Source organism: Eubacterium sp. An3, assembly GCF_002159465.1.
GTDB classification, from domain to species: Bacteria; Bacillota; Clostridia; order Lachnospirales; family Lachnospiraceae; genus Anaerobutyricum; species Anaerobutyricum stercoris.
Genome location: NZ_NFIR01000028.1, coordinates 15,706 through 30,098, shown reverse-complemented (window position 1 = coordinate 30,098; position 14,393 = coordinate 15,706). Strand labels below are relative to the sequence as shown.

Here is a 14,393-nt window from a genome sequence, read left to right as displayed (position 1 = left end):
CGGTCTGCATGATTGCTCGCTCCTCTTATCGAGGCTACTTTATCCACTCGCTTAGTACCCTGCATTACTGCAACGCACCGAGTTTAGCTACACAGCTCACTGGCGATTACTGTGACCGGACTTGCACCGGCTAGTGTGGTCCAGCTTTGCTGGACACACCGCAATAGAAAAGCGGCTGCTTACCAGCCGCCGTACATATCGTGGTTGACCTGCGCCGTGTAGTGGTTGCTGATGGTAGTGGGAGCATTGAACAGCACCGTCAGCAGGTACTGCTTCATGTTGCGGACCTCCGTGGTGTTCTTACGCATACACTCCATGACAAACTCAATGTGTCCGCTGTCCAGCTTCAAAAAGCGGGAGCGTACCACCTCATGGGGGAAGTCCGCACCGGCGATCCGGGTGGTTTTCCGTTTGGCGCAGACCGTCTCAACGATCAGCTCCACGATCTCGTCCAGGTCCTCCCGGTAGGTGGCGAACTGGCTGCGCAGGTAGTCGTACTCGATGTTCTCCAGAATCAATTCCCTATAATTCTGCATTTCCTCCATCGACATCGCATCCCGTCCTTTCCGTTCCGGCGGGTTTCCCGCCGCAGTTTCCCGGAAGGGAATGGAATCGGTACTTGATCCCTGAGTATTTGATTTTTGAGTATTTGATTTCTCTATATTTAATTCTGCGGGCTTTTCCGTATCCGGTTTATCCAGATACGGGTTTTCCGTACCTGGTGAATCCGTATCTGGTGCAGCCGTATCCGGTGAAGGAATATCCGGCGCTTTGGGCTGTGGCTGTTCATAGATCACATACTCAGTGTCGCTGATGCGCCCCTGGGCGTCCCTCAGCTGATGGCGAACGATGTAGCCCTCCCGTTCCAGTTCCCGCAGCGCCCCGCCAATAGCGTCCACGCCCTCCTTGCAGATTTTCGCCAGGCCACGGGTGGTATAGTTCCAGTCATCCGGCAGGGACAGCATCATGGATAAAAGCCCCTTGGATTTCAACGACAGCGCCTTATTGCGCAGGTGATGATTGCTCATTACGGTATAATCTCTGGTCCGTTCAATGCGAAATACGGCCATTAGCTTCACTCCTTCCTGTTCTCAGGGCATGAAAAAAGCCGCAATCCAAAACGAATTGCGGCGGTCAGTTGCTGCGGGTCCGCTTTCTACGGCCATAAGGCGGCTTGGGCAACGGCGGTGCGTCAAACAGGCTTTTCTCCTTGAAAAACGGAAGGTTATCAACAATCTGGTCAATTTCAATAGGCTCCATATCGTGCTGGGACTGGCAGCACTCCCGGATGGCATCCTGGATGCTTTTTATTGTACACATATTCATTCCTTTCTTTCCTGGGTGCTTGTTTACGAGTGACGGCGGTGTTTTTTCGGTTTGAAGCCGAGGATATGCCCCTCGATAATGTGGGCGTACCGCTTAATCTTGATTTCCCGGCGCTGCTGGCTCAAAAGAGCGGCCTGATAGCCATCCTCAGTCAAAAACAGGCGCATCTCATCGCCGGGGCTGCCATAGGCGGCGCGGGGAGAGCGGACGGAGAACTCGATCATCCATCGGGTCTCATCCCGAAATCGCTCTACGGCGAGAATGTTATGTCCTTTCAGCTCCCTGGCTGAAATATCCCTCATAGGCAACTCCTTTCTCAGCGGTCGTGTTGCTGCTGGCGTCGGCGCTGCCACTGTTCCAGCAGTTTGATAATCGTCTCCTGCATCCTGGCTGGCGTGTAGCTCTTGGGGAAATACTTCCGCAGGGTATCACTGGTGAAGGTGACTTTATCCAGGTCGCTTTTCTTTTCCTCACTCATGATGGCCCGCATCACGTCGATGTTGAGGCGGCCTTCCTGGCTGAATTTTTTCAGCCGCTGGGCCTGGGAGAGAGAAGGGGTGGCCTGCTCACTATCCATCGCGTCCAGAAGCTGCGTCTGTTCCTCTTTTTTGAGAAAGGACAACTCATAAGCCGGATTGAAGGCAATTTTCTTCTCGTCCACCATGTCCAGCAGTCCGGGAATCAGCTCAGTCAGGCGGATAAATCTTTTGATTTGAGATTTACTGTCAGGGCTGTTCTCTGCGATTTTCTCTGCTGCGGTCAACTTCGGCCCAACTTGGGCCGAAGTTAAATCTGTTCTGGCTCCCTGATGTTTAATGGCCTCCAGCTTCATCTTATAAGCAAAAGCCCTCTCACTGGGGAGAAGGCTTTCTCTCTGAAGATTGCTGTCTACCATAATGATGGTGGCCTGGTCGTCGTCCAGGTCCCGAACAATCACCGGCATGGTCTCTTTGCCCGCCAGTTCGCTGGCCCGGTGCCGCCGGTGTCCGGCTACCAGTTCATAGCCTCCGTTTGGGTCTGGCCGTGCAATAGCAGGAACCAGAACGCCATATTGCCGGATGCTGTCGGCGGTCTCCATCATGGCATCGTCATCCTTGACTTTGAAGGGATGATCCTTGAAAGGGTGCAATTCAGACAGCGGTATCTCCATAACCTTTTCACGCTGGGCATCGGCGCGGCTTTCCTCGGTGGAAAATAGGTCATCGACCGATGCCAGCTCTACTTTTTTCGCGCTGCTTTTCAAGTTTCAACACCTCCTTCGTCAGATTTTTGTACCCCTCGGCCACCTTGCCGCCGGGGTCGTGAGCATAAATGCTCTTGCCCTCGGCGCTGGTCTCCTTGGCCCGGACCGAATGGGGTATCTCGGTGCCGAACACCTTGATCTTGCTGCCGTAGGTCTCCCGCAGTAGGGCAGCGATCTCCCTGGCGAAGTTGGTACGGTTGTCCACCATCGTCAGCAGAATGCCGTCAATCTGGAGTTTGGGGTTCAGCTGCCGCTTGACTTTGTTGATGGTAGACAGCAGCTGCTCCAGGCCCTTGGCGGGCAGATACTCTGCCTGAACGGGGACTATGATCCTGTTGGCGGCGGCCAGCGCGTTGACCGTGAGCATACCCAGGGACGGCTGGCAGTCAATCAGGATATGGGAATACTGTCCCTTCACAGTTTCCAGATACTGCCGCAGGATGGTCTCTCGGCTCATGGCGTTCACCAGCGACACTTCCATGCCGGAGAGCTGGATGTCAGCAGGCATCAGGTCCACGCCCTCTGGGTGGTGCAGGATGCCCTCACCGGGTTTGATCGGCTCATCCATCAGGATGCGGCCCATCGCGTCCGAGAGGGTGAAGGGCAGCTTGTCCGGCTGCGGGTTACCCAGGCTGATGGTCAGGCTGGCCTGCGGGTCAGCATCCACCAGCAGAACTTTCTTCCCGGCCTGGGCCAGCCCGATGCCTAAGTTGGCACAGGTCGTTGTCTTGCCGACGCCGCCCTTCTGGTTGGCAACGGCGATGATTTGAGTATTCAAAGATCAATTCCTCCTTAAAACAGAAAAAGCCACTCAAGTTTCCTTGAATGGCCTTAGTAAGTTAAAAAGCCGCCTATTTCAAAAAATAAGCGGCTTTATTGCATTATTCAGTTTTATTTAGCAGTTGTGACCGTCTTTTAGCTCACACATGGGCCAGAATCCCCATACAGATGCGCTTTTTATTTTTTATTTCTGATTGGTTATTTTTATTTTCAGACGTATCTCCCATAGAAATACCCCTTTCTGTTCTATAGTCGTACATTCCTAATCATAGCACAGAAAGGGGTATAAGTCGATGATTCATTCAATCACATAATTTCATATCGACGTCCTTTATTCTTACCTTTTGCCTTTATTTTTCCTGCATTTACAAGTTTGTTTACCAGTACTCTGGCCCGTGATTCTTTTACACCAATAAATTCTGCTATTTCGCTCGTTCTGTATTCTTCACCGGCATGCATGTTTTTGAGAATATTCTCCAGCTGCTGTTCTGTCTTTTTTGTCATTTTCTTTTTATCGCCACTTTTTATCGCCGCTTTTTTATCGCCATTTTTTATCGCCACTTTTTTTACAAACGATAATTTTAAAATAGTTCGATCCGGTCCATATTTTTCTACAATTTCGGGCTGTCTCCACCCCTGCTGTTCCCACACACTGTATATATCCGGCACGCCGCTACCGGCTCTCTCGCCAATGCCGATCAGATTAAACATTTTCATCAATGCTTTATTTCGTGGATCTGATATACCTCCTTTGAGCATCTGCTCTTTCCCTGTCCTGATGCTTCCCGGATTCTCCATCACGATAGACTCTGCATCTTTCCGTATCACAATCCCTCTCGGGAAATAAAAATCTGTATTTACGATACAGTTTGCCAGGGCTTCTCTCAATGCTTTGTGTACAGGTGTATCATCTACACGGGTTATTCCATCCAGCTTAAACGGAATCTTCAAATCTTTCACAAGCTTCCCGTAAACTCTGAAGAAAAAATCAAATAAATTTCCCGTCCAGTCACCGGAACTGGACTGCAGTCTGTCTGTCCAGCGGATTGTCGGATCAAGAATTTCCCGATAATCCAGAAAATATTCCGGAAATTCATACAAGATTTTATATTCTTCTCCAAACATCAAAAGGCCAGCCGCAGTAGGATGCAAAACGTTATCTTTGGCAGACAACTTTGCAGCACCTATCCTCTCCAAATATTCTTCATCACCGAGCCGCTCCCACACATGTTCCGTTCTGTAAGCCATATGCCGGTTACGATAAGCACGCACAGTCTCTGAATTAAGTACTGCCAGAGGCATATCCTGCAGGACTTTCATATCAGCGGTTTCTTCCGGCTGATCCCGAAGCATTGCAAGCACTTCGCTGCGGTCACAATGATAATCCCCCTCCCAGTTTCTGCGAAAAGTTCCATTAAATATATCTCCATTTATATATACCGGTTTCTGCTCCCTTTTTGCTTTTGGAACATAAATGACCATTATGACATCATCATTTTCTTCGTATATCTCCACATCATTATCTGTCAGAAGGTTCACTGAGACCTTATTTTTATTATTGATTGTATTCCAGAAGTCTTTTTGCAACTTATCCGCATTGTCAAGACCAGTCATACTCCAGCTTCCATCTCTGTTCTCTTTTACACCGAGAATAATCACTCCTCCATAACAATTGGCAAAAGCTGAATATGTCTCCCACACCGAAACCGGAAGACCGCCTTTCGCTTTTTTCACCTCCCGGCGATTATCTTCACGGTAAGAATCAAATTGAGATATATCAAAATTCAAATATTTCACCTCACCATCCGGAATATACCATAAAGCAATAGCGGCACAGCTCTCACAAGCCATGCCGCCGGTACGGAAATGGAGGGATTCGAACCCTCGCGCCGGTTGCCCGACCTACCGCATTTCGAGTGCGGACCCTTCAACCACTTGGGTACATCTCCAAAAATACAGGAAAGCAGATGTTATCTGCCTTCCTGTCTGTAAATTGTGCTCTACTATTTTATCAGACCTTATTCTAAATTGCAAGAATTAATTAGTGTCTGTACATGGAGAAAGAATCCAGATCCACTTCGGACAGATTCTCCAGAATGTTTCTGCCATCTGCTTCCTTGATCAGCTTATCACGGAAACGCTTGGTCTCCATCTCGGATTTGTGCTTGCTCGGACCGCCGACACAGCCGCCCACGCATGCCATACCTTCGATAAAGTCTGTTTTTAACTTGCCGGCCTGCAGCATGAGGAGTGCTTTCTTACACTCAGCCGCGCCATTACATACAGTTACAGTCACATCGGCATTCTCATTCTCTTCTTTGAGGGATTCCAGTACGGCGTTGGTCACACCGCCGCTGTTGCCAAAACGTTTTCCGAATACGGAAGCCTGCTGGTAATCGTTCTCTGCCTGCTCCAGCTCCACATCTTTAGCCTTCATCATAGCGCGGAACTCACCGATGGTCAGAACATAGTCGGCGTTGCCTTCGATACCGGAATCAGCAGCCTCGCTCTTCTTAGCCACACAAGGACCCACAAATACAGTGACAGCATCCGGATCTTTTGCCTTAACCATACGGGAAACGGCACACATCGGAGATACTGTGGTGGAAACGTGATCCGCAATCTTCGGGAAATGTTTCTTTACCATATTAACAAAGCCCGGACAGCAGGATGTGGTGAGCTGTTTGCCTTCTTTGTAGGCCTCGGCCCACTCTCTTGCCTCAAAAAGCGCCGTCAGATCGCCGCCCAGACCCAGCTCGATCATATCGGTAAATCCAAGCTCTTTTGCCGCTTTTTTCAGGCTGGCCATTGTAATCTTATCACCGAACTGACCTTCCAGTGCCGGAGCAACCATGGCGTAAACCTTCTTGCCTTCACGCATGGCGTTGATGATATCCACAATATATGTGACAGAGCCGATGGCGCCAAACGGACAGCTGTGGATACACTGACCACAGGAAATACATTTCTCATCGTCGATCATAGCGATGCCTGTGTCCGGATCCACCTGCAGAGCATCTACCGGACAGCTCTTACGGCAAGGGCGCATCAGGTCTGCGATAGCGTTATATGGACAGGCTGCAGCACATTTACCGCACTCTTTACATTTGGAAGGGTCTATGTACGCCTGGTTCATACCGATGGTGATGGCGCCAAAGTTACAGGAATTATAACATGCCTTGCCCATACAGTTCTGACAGTTATTGGTAACTGTATATCTTGCGATCGGACATTCTTCACAGGCCGCCGGAATGACGTAAACAATCTTATGTCCCTTGGAATGATCCGGCTTCTCACCCATCGGCGTTTTGCCCTCCGCCAGATTCACTCTCTGTCTGATGACCTCTCTCTCCTTGTAAATACAGCATCTGAACTGCGCTTTTGGTCCCGGAATCATTTCATAAGGAATCTTTTCTCGTTCCTCCTCAAACTTTCCTTCATAAGCCAGCTTTGCAACTCGATACAGTACTTCATGTTTGATTTTCAAAATTGTAGCATCATTCGTAACCATAAATAATCCTCCTAAATCCTCGTGAATGACTGAAGCCCGCATGCGAACGGCGCATAAAAAGGGCTCGTAAAATACCGTATACTACTAAAGGTTAATTTGTTTATAGTTTAACATTCATAGTCCCATAACGCAAACGCTTTTTAAGAAATATTCTCAATGTATTAAAAAAAATCCACAGTTTATGCCATTCTGTTTTCTTTATTAAAAACAGCATATTCCCACCATTCATTTTTCCGTATCATTTCCCTGTTCCCGCATCTCTTTCAGCACACGAAACGCACCTGCCAGTTCTTTCTTCACCAGACGGTTTTTTTTCTCAAACTGTTCCCGGTAAAAGACATGTTTAATCCTGTCCGGCGCATATTCCTTCCTAATATGAAGATTTCCGAGAAGCGCCTCTTTGATATCCGATACGTCGCCCACCGCATATGCCCCGAACAAACAGTTGGTCATGACGGCTCCCGCCGCATTTTCCAGAGTAATAGTCCGGCTGTCAAGCATGTCTGCCTTCATCTGATTCCACAGGGCGTCCCGGCTGCCGCCTTCTGTGATGGTGATGCGGCTTAAATCAATGCCCGCCGCGCGATACTGATCTGTGATTTCCATATAATCATAGCCTATTGCCTCCAGCACCGCCCGCCAGAGCACCGCCTGGTCTGTGTCCATGGTCATATTGAGAAAACAGCCGGAAGCGTCCGGGATCTCGTTCATGCCGCCGGTAAGATACGGCAGAAACAGCACGCCGCCCGCTCCCGCCGGTACACATTCCGCCTGCCGGCTGAGAGTCTGATAATAATCTCCGTCTTTCTCCTGTCCGCATACATTGTCTTTAAACCACCGCAGCGCCAGACCGCCGGTACGAATATATCCCCAGTAAAAATAAGTATCGGGCAGCGTTCCGCTGTTGAAAATCAGTCCGGCTCCCCGGCGGCTCAGCTCCGGGATAATCCCGCTGGTGGACACGCAGAACATGGAACAGGTTCCGGCCACATCCACCGCCTGTCCCGGCTGCATATTGCCGCTGCCGATCATGGACTGCATGGTATCCCCCGCTCCGGCACAAACGGGAATTCCCGCCGGAAATCCGGTCTTTTCAGCCATTTCCTCTGTGAGATACCCCACGATATCCCACGGCTTCACGATCTTCGGCATCATGGACTCCGGTATGCCAAGAAGTGAAAGCTGCTCTGCAGACCAGCATTTATCCTCCACCTTATATCCAAGACCCCAGCCGGACATGGTTCCCCAGTCGATAAACATATCTTCCGCACCAAGACCAGCCAGGTGAGCCAGAACATACGGAGCGTCGTGTACGAACTTCACGCCCTTTTCCTGAAACTCTTTGGAATTTTTCAGAAACCACCGGGCAAAGAGCGCCGGAAACATACAGTTTGCCTCAGGATTACCAGTCTCCTTTCCCCAGATATCAAGATTCCAGCTGTTAATCTTCTCAGCATCCTCTTTCGTCCGGGAATCCAGATAATTGATATACGGCGTCACCGCATTGCCGTCGGCGTCCACGCCGCAGATACCGCATATGATCCCGTCTCCCATGATGGCCCGGACATCTCCGGGCTCCAGATGCTTCTCCTGCATGATGCGGGCACACTCCCGCATTCCCTGAATCGTCAGCTCCAGATACTCATCGCAGTCCATACTCACCCACCCCGGATGAGGATAGGTGAGAGTCGTCGGCGCACTGGATGACGCCACACAGTTCATTTTCTCATCATAGACTGCCACCTTCACACTCTGGGTACCCGCATCAAAACCAAGATAGTATTTCGCCATTTTTTTCTTCCTTTCCCTTGTCCTTTTATGTTCTTAATTGAATAATTCTGTCTGCAGCAGCCGTCCCTTCTTCCACATTGGGAAACCCCTGCTCTGCAGTGACACAGCTCGCCGTCCAGGACAATACGCCGGAAGAAAAAAGAAAAGCTCTGAAATCAACTGCCGCGCAGTCAATCTCAGAGCGTGATTGTAAATCTATTATACACAGCCGCCCCTTCCATGTACAATCAAATGTACAGGAGCGCCTGCTCTCTCATCTTCTACCATCCGGACTATACCGTCGGCTCCGGAATCTCACCGGAATCCTGCCTTTCGGCTCGCGGGCTCGCACAGACTCACGGCGCTTCGCGCCGCCCTGTGATTACCGCCGGTGGGGACTTGCACCCCGCCCTGAAGATCTGTGTTTGTTTTCTTGCTTATTATACCCTTTTATGTAAAGGTTTTCAAGATACATTTCTTAATATCTGAAATCCAGATCCAGAATAGACTTCCAGTTCTCTTTCAGTTTCGGATAGAGGTTGTCAAACTCCTGATATACCTTGTCATAGATGAACGCCATCTCTTCATCCGGCTGATATACTTCTTTACGCATCTTGATGATCTTATCACAGGCATCCACAACGCTCTGGTACTCGCCGGTTCCCACAGCGGCCAGAATGGCAACACCCAGAGCAGCGCTGTTCTCGGAGTTCATATCCGGCAGAGTGACAGGCATGTTGTAGATATCCGCCATCAGCTGACGCCAGAACGGGCTCTTGGAGCCGCCGCCGCACATCCGCATGGTTTCCGGGCGGACGCCGCAGTTGCGGATTCCGGTGAGGATATCACGGAGAGCGTATGTCGCGCCTTCCATGACCGCTCTTGTCATGTCCGCTTTCGTGTGGATGGCTGCCAGTCCCACGAAGGAACCGCGGCAGTTCAGGTTGAAATGCGGTGACTGCTCGCCATTTAAGTATGGAAGATAAATCAGACGGTTGGCGCTCGGTGCGGATGACGCCGCATCCTTATTGATCTGCTCGTATTCCAGATCGTCCGGATAGAAATTATTTCTCCACCATTTGAGAGACGCGCCGCAGGAGTTCACGCTTCCCATGAAATGCCATGCGCCCGGCACCGGCATACAGAAAGTGTACACGGATTTGTTCACATCAAGAACCGGCTTCTCAGAAAACGCAAATACCGTTCCACTGGTACCGATGGTGGTCATGGCCCGTCCCGGAGCCACCACGCCGGTGCCCACACCGCCGGCGGAGTTATCGCTGGCGCCGCCCACAACGGCGGACTGGCAGACAGCCTCTATATCGATGCGCCAACGGCGCGGGAAGTATTGAAACAGTAAAATTAAAGCTCCGAGAGCTTATCGCAGATGGTCCGAAAATCCGCCTCCGTCTCCGGCAGCTTTGCCTCATCTCTGAGAATCGCCGAGGGATGATACACGGCGGTGAGCCAGACGCCCTTCCTGAGCAGAAAGTTTCCATGCTCTCTCGTAATCCGAAAGTCCGGACGGATGATCCGCTGCGCCGCCACCCGTCCCAGACACACGATGATCTTCGGCTTCAGCAGCCATGTCTCATATTTCAGATACGGCATACAGGCCTTCTGCTCCTCCGGCCTCGGATTCCGGTTCCCCGGCGGATGACATTTGATAATATTGGTAATATAGATGTCTTCCCGCGACAGCCCGATTCCTGACAGCAGCCGGTCAAACACCTGGCCGGACTGTCCGGTAAACGGAATCCCGTCCCGGTCTTCATTTCTTCCCGGTCCTTCCGCGATAAACAGAATGGGCGCCTGCAGGTTTCCTCTCCCCATCACTGCCCTGTGGCGGGTCGCAGCCAGCGGACAGCGCCGGCAGTGATCTACAAAATGTTTCAATTCCTCATAAGTATACATATTTTCCTTCCCCTTGACGGCAATCCTGCCTTTTTGGCATACATTTTTTCTTATATAGTTCTATTACATTCCAAAGACATTTTCCTCAGTATACCACCGGAAAAATCCCCCCGCAAGCGGCATGTTAACTTTTGTTGCTTGCCTTTAAACCTCTGATGGATATAATCAGGACTATCAAATGTGTTCGCCGGCACAAAAAACGCGCACGATGCGATGCCTGCGAACAACAAAGGGAGGTCATACTATGATTGAAGAAAATATCCGCCGCCTGCGGAAAAATGCAAAGATGAGCCAGGAAGATCTGGCGGAAAAGCTTTCTGTCGTAAGACAGACAGTTTCGAAATGGGAACGGGGTCTGTCTGTTCCCGATGCGGAGATGGTGATAAAAATAGCCGCTTTATTTAACGTTCCTGTCAGTGAACTGCTGGGTATGGAGACACAGGCTGACGACAGCGCCGCACCACATTCTGCCACAGTCTCAGATATTTCCATTAAAGAACTAACCGAGGAACTGGCAAGACTCAACGCAGAACTGGCAGAAAAAAACAAAGCAGAGCGCCGGATGAAGCTTGTCAGTCAAAAACGGGGCGTCATCCTTCTACTCTGCTTTGCTGCCGTTATTTTTTCTGCCAATATACAGAATCAGACATTGGCAGCCTGTGCGGTCGGCGTATGTTCCACCGCCGCCCTGCTGATTCTTTATAAAAATCTCGCTCTCTTCACCGATACAGTTGCGGATGAAATGCACACCCGCGCGTTGACGATCACTACTTTTTTTAATATCGGTATGATTCTTGTGGTGATCACCGTGACGATGCTGACAGAATCCGGTGTTCTCACCCTCTCTGCCAGTGGAGAAAAAATCTTCGCCACAGCCGTCGTCGCCGTCATCATCATTTTTTCGGGAATGATTTCCCCACGACTGCCCTTTAACCGGCATACCGGCCTTCGTCTGCCATGGACCGTACGTGATGAAGCAACATGGAACGTAGCGCACCGCATCCTTGGCATTACGGCACTGCCTGTGGCGCTGTTCTACATTGCCGCCGCCATCGTGGCGGATGACCATATGAAAACCATCACCCTCTGTGCCGTGGCCTTCTGGATTGGTATACCGGCAGCGGTTTCCTACATATATTATCAGAGGAAAATGCACGGACGCGCTTAGGACTCATCCTTGCTGCCAGCCATCAGCAGCACCGCCACATCATTGACGTTGGTACCGGTGGGACCGGTTATAATGAGACCACCGCAAGTCTTCAGCGCCTCATAGGCATTGTTATCTTCAAGCACCTGATAAATATCAATGCCGCATTCTTCCAGACGCTGTTTCGTACCGCCGTCCACATAGCCGCCGGCAGCATCAGTCGGCCCGTCTGTCCCGTCGCTGCCGATACTGAACAAAGCGGCGTTATCTATGCCGGAAAGTCCCAGGGCGGCGGAAAGAGCTATTTCCTGATTTCGTCCGCCCTTTCCTTTTCCTTTCAGATGAACTACCGTTTCTCCTCCGGCAATAAAGGCGAGGGACTCGCTGGTATTCCGATGGGTTTTGGCGATAGACGCGAGAAAGCTGCCGGCTTCTCTTGCCTCGCAGTCCAGCTGGTCAGTCAGAATCACCGGCGTATAACCAAGCCGGCGGCATTCCGTTTCCGCCGCCTGGCAGAGCTCTGTAACACTGCCGCTGATGACGGACTCCACATTGTCAAGACTCTTCGGCGTCTCTGTTTCCAGACATTTACGGGCCGCTTCACTGATATTCAGGTGATACTTTTCCACCAGATGAAGCGCCTGCCGGCAGGTACTGGAGTCCGGACTTGCCGGGCCGGACGCAATCATATCCAGCGGGTCGCCGAGAATATCGCTCAAAACAATACTGAACACCTCTGCAGGAGCGCAGTGAAGCGCGAATTTTCCGCCCTTCACCGCCGACAGCCGCTTACGGATCGTATTCATTTCCACAATATCCGCTCCGCATGCGAGGAGCTGCGCCGTGATGTCCGACAGCTCCTCTTCCGGAATCAACGGTTTTTCGAACAAAGCAGAACCGCCTCCGGATAAAAGGAACAAAACAGTATCCTCCGGATGCAGACTCCCAGTCATGGAAAGTACTGCCTCCGTCCCTCGGAAAGAACCGGCGTCAGGAACCGGATGTCCTGCCTCATAACAGACTACTCCGGGAATCTCTCCCTGCACATGTCCGTATTTGGTGAGTACAATTCCTCCAGTCAGCCGCTGTCCCAGAACACTCTGCGCTGACGCCGCCATCTGCCACGCCGCCTTTCCCACAGCGACAAGATATATATTTCCACTTGCAAATGTTTTCTCTTCCAGCGTTCGTTTTACCGCCTCATCCGGAAGCACCCGGCAAAGTGACTCCTTTATAATCTGCTCTGCATCCTTCCGTAATGTCATCTTCATTCCCTGCCTTTATATTATCAACTACTTCTCCCTGATTTAATGCTGCTGCACAAACTCTGCAACTACCTGATTGAACTTATCCGGCTCCTCCCAGAACAGCATATGTCCCGACTCCTCAAAGAAGACGGTCTTTGCACCCGGAATATTTTCTCCTACCCACGCGCTGCCGTGCCAGTCAAAAACATTGCTGTTTCTTGCCACGCACACAAGCGTCGGCAGCTTGATATTCGGAATAAAATCTCTCCAGTCCAGATTCGTGTGGTCGCGCATATCCATGGCAATAACCTTGCAGCCTTTTGACAGCTCCTCCACATTTTTCTGCCAGAACTTTGTAGTACAGGTCCAGCCCGGGAGCAGAAACAGCGGACGTCCCTCTCCTCTCACCTCATAATAAATCTCCACATTATCATTTGTTTTAAAAACAGCCATCTCGTAACCTCCTCTTTTTTCAACGTTTTGTCAAAATGTGATATTCCATATCTTACAACAAACGAACAGAAAAATATATATTACAAAGAATGGGGTTTATCGCAATTAAATGTTTTTTATAACAAATAATTATTATTTCATTGTGGCTTTATGTGGTTTATGACAAATCTGACCGCCCTCTTTACTGCATGTAATGGTGAAACTTCCATGCCATATAGTACACCGCCGTATCTGATGGCTGATTTTCTCCGCCGCCGCCGTCATATGCGCAGTGGCGCACCATGGAAGAATACATATCTGCCGGGATGGTTCTCTTAAGTACAATATTTTCTGCCGTTCCGTCTCATGTCGTATAGAAGCCTCCATCTGCTCCAGCAGACGCTGTCCCTCAAATGTATCCGACAACTCCTGATATTCTTTAAACAGAAGAATCATCACCCGGTGAGGCGTTGTAACATCAATGCCCATTTTTGCCGCTCTCTTCTGAAAATCCATATTGCGGGAAATACCCGGATTATCCAGCCATTCCTCCAGGAGATAATACCTCTGCCTTCTTTCATATCGCTTCGCATCTTTCTGGATACTGTCCGCAATGAGAATCTCGGTCATACGCCGCACAATATTTCCGTAGCCGTACACCTTCTCCCGGTCTCCGGTGATGCCCACGACTCCCACCACATTTTCATCCACCACCAGCGGCAGATTGATCCCTTTTTTCGTCATGGCATTTTCCATTTCCCTCGTGATATAAAGCTCCGGCAGATGATTTTGTATAATGCGTCTTGCCCCCTCATGCAGATTGCCGATTCTGGAAGCGTCGGTACTTGCTATGATATATCCCCGCTCATCCATAAGATTGATGTGCGCTCCTATTTCCCCTCCGATTTCCTCCACGATTTCCTGTGCCGTCTCTCTGGAAATGTACATGCTTTCCCTCCTTTTTTTCTTAAATTATAACACCTTTATTTTTTCCTTGACACCCTTTCCTCACCGTGATATATT

At 50.2% G+C, this 14,393-nt stretch carries 14 protein-coding genes, 1 tRNA gene and 1 riboswitch; of the genes, 1 reads left to right on the top strand and 14 read right to left on the bottom strand.

Annotated elements, in window-relative coordinates; genetic code table 11:
* Positions 1-179: 179 nt before the first annotated feature.
* From B5F87_RS16770 to B5F87_RS16720, 11 genes are all read right to left on the bottom strand, one after another.
* A complete protein-coding gene (locus tag B5F87_RS16770; protein ID WP_087283104.1) occupies positions 180-1,070 on the bottom strand; it encodes a DUF6017 domain-containing protein in 891 nt (296 codons plus the stop codon).
* A 64-nt stretch (positions 1,071-1,134) separates the two neighbouring features.
* Entirely contained in the window at positions 1,135-1,326 is a 192-nt protein-coding gene (locus B5F87_RS16765) for a hypothetical protein (RefSeq protein ID WP_087283102.1), read from the bottom strand.
* 23 nt (positions 1,327-1,349) lie between these two features.
* Positions 1,350-1,628, bottom strand: a complete 279-nt coding sequence (locus B5F87_RS16760; RefSeq protein WP_087283100.1) for a DUF5720 family protein — start codon at positions 1,626-1,628, stop codon at positions 1,350-1,352.
* Positions 1,629-1,642: 14 nt separating this feature from the next.
* Positions 1,643-2,569, bottom strand: a complete 927-nt coding sequence (locus tag B5F87_RS16755) for a ParB/RepB/Spo0J family partition protein (RefSeq protein WP_087283098.1) — start codon at positions 2,567-2,569, stop codon at positions 1,643-1,645.
* Complete coding sequence (locus B5F87_RS16750; protein ID WP_087283096.1) at positions 2,526-3,347, bottom strand: ParA family protein; 822 nt, start codon at positions 3,345-3,347, stop codon at positions 2,526-2,528. The genes B5F87_RS16755 and B5F87_RS16750 overlap by 44 nt, the downstream gene beginning before the upstream one ends.
* A 308-nt stretch (positions 3,348-3,655) precedes the next feature.
* Positions 3,656-5,137, bottom strand: a complete 1,482-nt coding sequence (locus B5F87_RS16745; RefSeq protein WP_087283131.1) for an RNA-binding domain-containing protein — start codon at positions 5,135-5,137, stop codon at positions 3,656-3,658.
* A gap of 73 nt (positions 5,138-5,210) precedes the next feature.
* Positions 5,211-5,298, bottom strand: a tRNA-Ser gene (locus B5F87_RS16740).
* Between the two features lie 92 nt (positions 5,299-5,390).
* A complete protein-coding gene (locus B5F87_RS16735) occupies positions 5,391-6,860 on the bottom strand; it encodes a 4Fe-4S dicluster domain-containing protein (protein WP_087283094.1) in 1,470 nt (489 codons plus the stop codon).
* 225 nt (positions 6,861-7,085) lie between these two features.
* Positions 7,086-8,651, bottom strand: coding sequence for an FGGY-family carbohydrate kinase (locus B5F87_RS16730; RefSeq protein ID WP_087283092.1), 1,566 nt, complete (start codon positions 8,649-8,651; stop codon positions 7,086-7,088).
* A 251-nt stretch (positions 8,652-8,902) separates the two neighbouring features.
* Positions 8,903-9,053: riboswitch (FMN riboswitch) on the bottom strand.
* A gap of 55 nt (positions 9,054-9,108) precedes the next feature.
* Positions 9,109-9,924: an FGGY-family carbohydrate kinase gene (locus B5F87_RS16725; protein WP_242964541.1), complete on the bottom strand. Its 816-nt coding sequence runs from the start codon at positions 9,922-9,924 to the stop codon at positions 9,109-9,111.
* A gap of 68 nt (positions 9,925-9,992) precedes the next feature.
* Complete coding sequence (locus B5F87_RS16720; RefSeq protein ID WP_087283090.1) at positions 9,993-10,544, bottom strand: uracil-DNA glycosylase; 552 nt, start codon at positions 10,542-10,544, stop codon at positions 9,993-9,995.
* Positions 10,545-10,788: 244 nt separating this feature from the next.
* Here B5F87_RS16720 and B5F87_RS16715 point away from each other — a divergent pair, with 244 nt between their 5' ends.
* Positions 10,789-11,712: an XRE family transcriptional regulator gene (locus B5F87_RS16715; RefSeq protein WP_087283088.1), complete on the top strand. Its 924-nt coding sequence runs from the start codon at positions 10,789-10,791 to the stop codon at positions 11,710-11,712.
* Here the strand turns inward: B5F87_RS16715 and B5F87_RS16710 are convergent.
* The 3 genes from B5F87_RS16710 to B5F87_RS16700 all read right to left on the bottom strand — a co-directional run bounded on the left by B5F87_RS16710 (position 11,709) and on the right by B5F87_RS16700 (position 14,318).
* Positions 11,709-12,962: a glycerate kinase gene (locus B5F87_RS16710; protein ID WP_087283086.1), complete on the bottom strand. Its 1,254-nt coding sequence runs from the start codon at positions 12,960-12,962 to the stop codon at positions 11,709-11,711. The genes B5F87_RS16715 and B5F87_RS16710 overlap by 4 nt on opposite strands.
* Positions 12,963-12,998: 36 nt before the next feature.
* Entirely contained in the window at positions 12,999-13,391 is a 393-nt protein-coding gene (locus tag B5F87_RS16705) for a hypothetical protein (protein ID WP_087283085.1), read from the bottom strand.
* A gap of 132 nt (positions 13,392-13,523) precedes the next feature.
* Entirely contained in the window at positions 13,524-14,318 is a 795-nt protein-coding gene (locus B5F87_RS16700) for a sugar diacid recognition domain-containing protein (protein WP_087283083.1), read from the bottom strand.
* Positions 14,319-14,393: the final 75 nt, after the last annotated feature.